The organism is Citreimonas sp., assembly GCF_042096055.1.
Taxonomy (GTDB): Bacteria; Pseudomonadota; Alphaproteobacteria; order Rhodobacterales; family Rhodobacteraceae; genus Citreimonas.
Window position 1 is genome coordinate 1 of record NZ_JBELMH010000089.1, and the last position, 2,890, is coordinate 2,890.

Sequence of the window (2,890 nt, forward strand, 5' to 3'; positions counted from 1 at the left end):
GACACGAGGATTTTCAATCCACTGCTCTACCCCTGAGCTACCCGGGCACGGGGAAGGGGTGACCCTTCGGGTGACGGCGGTCTAGCCGACCGGTCGGGCGGTGTCCAGAGGGTTGCGGGGCAAAAAATTGTGCGACGCGGGCGGGCTTTCGCGCGCTGCGGCGGCGGGGTATGTCGGCGTTCATGAAACGGCGTTTCCAGAGCTTCGACGACATCGACACGCACGGCTTCGACGCCGTGATCGACGTGCGCAGCCCAGCCGAATTCGCCGAGGATCACGTGCCCGGCGCGATCAACCTGCCGGTGCTCGACAACGAGGAACGCGCGCGCGTCGGCACGATCTACAAGCAGGAATCGCCGTTTCGCGCGCGCAAGATCGGGGCCGCGCTGGTCTTTCGGAACGCCGCGCTGCACATCGAGACGCGCCTTGCGGGGCACGAGGGGGGCTGGCGTCCGCTGGTCTATTGCTGGCGCGGAGGGCAGCGGTCGGGCGCATTCACCTGGATGCTGCGCGAGATCGGCTGGCGCGCCGAGGTGATCGAGGGCGGTTACAAGTCCTATCGTCGGCTGGTGTCGCAGCGGCTCTACGACGCGCGGTTGCCGCACCGCCTGGTGCAGGTGGGCGGCCATACCGGGACCGCGAAGACGGCACTGCTGCCGCGTCTCGCGGCGCGCGGCGTTCAGGTGCTGGACCTCGAGGGGCTGGCGCGGCATCGCGGGTCGCTGCTGGGCGGGCTGGAGGTGGGGCAACCGTCGCAGAAGGCCTTCGAAAGCGCGCTCGCGGCGGCGCTGGCACGGCTCGACCCGCATAGGCCGGTGGTGCTCGAGGCGGAAAGCAGCAAGATCGGCGGGCTTAATCTGCCGCCCTCGGTCTGGACGGCGATGCTGCGCGCGCCGTGGCTGATGGTCGAGGCGCCGATCGAGGCGCGGGCGCGCTACCTCGCACATGCCTACGACGACGTGCTGGCCGACGGCGCCGCGCTGAAGACGCGCCTTGCGCCGCTGCGGCATTTCCGGGGCCATGCCGTGGTCGACAAATGGGCGGCGTTGATCGACGCGGGCGACACGGTCGCCCTGTGTCACGCGCTGGCCGAGGATCACTACGACCCCGCCTACGACAAGGCGCTGCACGCGGTTGCTCCCGAGATCGTGGCACGGTTCTCGGTGCCGGGGCTGGAGCCGGGCGACCTCGACGGTGCGGCGGACGCGATGGCGGATTGGCTTCAGGCGAACGCGATCTGACCCGGCCGGTCGGTGACGCGTCCGACCACGGCAGCATCGAAGCCGGCGGTACGCAGAGACGCGAGGACGCCCGACGGGTCGCCCGGATGCGCGGCCAGAAGCCCACCGCCGGTCTGCGGGTCGAACATCAGCGCCGTCCGTGCATCGGTCACCGGCAGTTCCGGGAATGCGTCGCGGTTCTGCGGATACAGCGTCGACCGGACCCCGCGCTCGGACAGGGCAAGCGCGCCGTCCATCAGCGGGACCGAAGCGACGTCGAGCACGAGGCCGGTGCCGGACGCCTCGGCCATGGCGGCGGCATGGCCGACCAGGCCGAAGCCGGTGACGTCGGTCATCGCATGCGCGCCGGCCAGGATCTCAGCGGCGTCGCCCTGCGGGCGGGCCATGACCTGAAGCGTGCGCATCACGTCGCGGCCGTGCGCCTGGTACTGCATCTCGGCCGCAAGGACGACGCCGCTGCCGATCGGCTTGGTCAGGATCAGCGCGTCGCCGGGCCGGGCACCGGCAAGCGTCAGCGGTGCGCGGTCGCACAGGCCGGTGACGGTGAAGCCGACGGTCAGTTCGGCCCCGATCGTGCTGTGCCCGCCGACGATCGCGGCGCCGGCCTGCTGCATCACCTCTCGCGCCACAGCCATGATCTCGCGCAGGGTGCGCTCGGCCAGCTCGTCCGAAAGGCGCGGCAGGACGATCGAGGCGGTAGCGGCCTGCGGCTTGGCGCCCATCGCCCAGACGTCGCCGAGCGCGTGGATCGCCGCGATGCGCGCCATCAGACCCGGATCCTCGCTGAACGCGCGGAGGTGGTCGGTCGAGATGACCTGCCGGGCCTGCCCGGTCGTCAGCACCGCGGCGTCATCGCCGGGCATGTCGTCACCGCCCGCAGCCAACGCCCGGCGCAGCGCTTGGACTCCGATCTTGGCGCCGCAGCCGCCGCACAGGGGCTTTGCGCCCAGCGCTTCGCGGACGCCCGCGGCGCGGGGCCAGGGCAGGGCGGGCGCGGGTTGTCGGGGCAATTCCTCGAACCGGTCCATGAACCTGCGGTCGATCCGGTCCTTCCAGAGCCACAGAACCGGGCCGCGGAAGGACAGGCCGAACCGTTCCATCAGCGCGGTCTTGCCGCCAAGCGAGATGAGCTTGAGGTAATCTGTCTGCGGCCGGTACGGGCGCAGCCCGCCCGTGCCCGCGAGGGAGGCCTTGAGGTTGTGCAGCAGGACCGGCGCCTGACGGACAGCGTAGACGCCCGCTTTGGGGCGCGGCGCATGGGTCATGTGAGCGCAATCGCCCGCGGCGAAGACCGCCGGATCGCGGGTCCGCAGGCGAGTATCCACCGGCAGGTACCCGTCGTCGTCCGTGAGGCCGCTGGTTTTCAGCCAGGCATGTGGTCGGGCGCCGGCGATGCCCGTGACGAAGTCGGCGCTTATTTTCGTGCCGTCGTCGAGGTGAACGGCATCCTGCGTTATGCGGACCGCACCATGACCCTCCAGCACGGTGACGCCGGCCTCCACCATGGCGCGCCGCAGGCGTGCGGCGGCGGCTGCGTCAAGGCCCTTGCCGATGCGGCCGTGCTCGATCACCGTTATCGTTCTGTCCATACCGTGGCTTGCATGCGCCATGGCCATGGACAGTTCGCACCCTGCGACACCGCCGCCGAT

The 2,890-nt window shown here is 70.7% G+C and carries 2 protein-coding genes and 1 pseudogene; 1 reads left to right on the plus strand and 2 read right to left on the minus strand.

Going from position 1 to position 2,890, the window contains the following annotated elements; translation table 11 throughout:
- The first annotated feature begins 182 nt into the window (after positions 1-182).
- The gene (gene mnmH / locus ACFDTC_RS15425; protein WP_375259776.1) at positions 183-1,241 is read left to right on the plus strand and encodes a tRNA 2-selenouridine(34) synthase MnmH; all 1,059 of its coding nucleotides are present in this window, start codon (positions 183-185) and stop codon (positions 1,239-1,241) included.
- On the opposite strand, the gene selD is transcribed toward mnmH, so the two are convergent.
- Complete coding sequence (selD, locus tag ACFDTC_RS15430) at positions 1,223-2,506, minus strand: selenide, water dikinase SelD (RefSeq protein ID WP_375259786.1); 1,284 nt, start codon at positions 2,504-2,506, stop codon at positions 1,223-1,225. The two genes, mnmH and selD, sit on opposite strands and share 19 nt — an antisense overlap.
- A 9-nt stretch (positions 2,507-2,515) precedes the next feature.
- Positions 2,516-2,857 (minus strand): annotated as a pseudogene (locus ACFDTC_RS15435) (FAD-dependent oxidoreductase); the annotation flags it as partial.
- Positions 2,858-2,890: the final 33 nt, after the last annotated feature.